Source organism: Sporosarcina soli, assembly GCF_042655805.1.
Taxonomy (GTDB): Bacteria; Bacillota; Bacilli; order Bacillales_A; family Planococcaceae; genus Sporosarcina; species Sporosarcina soli.
Map to the genome: position 1 here is coordinate 18,538 of NZ_JBHSNO010000019.1, position 698 is coordinate 19,235.

The 698-nt window shown below is 39.3% G+C and carries 1 pseudogene; it reads right to left on the minus strand.

From position 1 onward, the window contains the following. Positions 1-698: pseudogene (locus ACFPRA_RS23660) on the minus strand (IS3 family transposase); the annotation flags it as partial.

Below are 698 nucleotides of genomic sequence, written 5' to 3' on the forward strand. Positions count from 1 at the left end.
CCCTTACGGGACATACTTTGTGTAATTCCGTGCTTCTGTAATGTTTTCTGATACTTCTTCATTTGATAATGCCAGCCTTGATCGGAATGAAGAATGACTTTGTCTTCTGGTTTCAGACATTTTATCGCCTCATCTAACATATCGCTCACGAGTTGATAGACGGGGCGGCTCATGACTTTGTACGCAATAATTTCGCCATTACATAAATCGAGGACAGGCAGATAGCGCTTTTCCCCGAAAAGATGGAATTCGGTCACATCTGTTACCCATTTTTTATTCATTTTATCTGCGTTAAAATCACGTTGTAATACGTTCGGCGCTATTTTACCCACATTCCCTTTGTAAGAGCGATACTTCTTCATACGGACCATGCATTTTAAGCCAAGCTCATTCATTAAACGATTGATTGTCTTTGGATCATGAATAAAACCATATTTCTTTAGCTCTTTTGCGATGCGACGATACCCATAGCGACCTTTGTGTTCATGATAGATCTTCTTAATTGTCTCTTTTACATCGGCGTATTTGTCCACTCGGTCTAATCGTTTCTCCCAATAATAATAAGTGCTGCGTGGAATGTCTGCGACTTCAACTAGATCCACAACGTCATACCGGTCCTTTAGTTCGAGAATTACTTGCGCTTTGATTTGGTTTGTAATTTTTCCTGCATTTGAACTAAAGTATTCAACTTTTTTAAG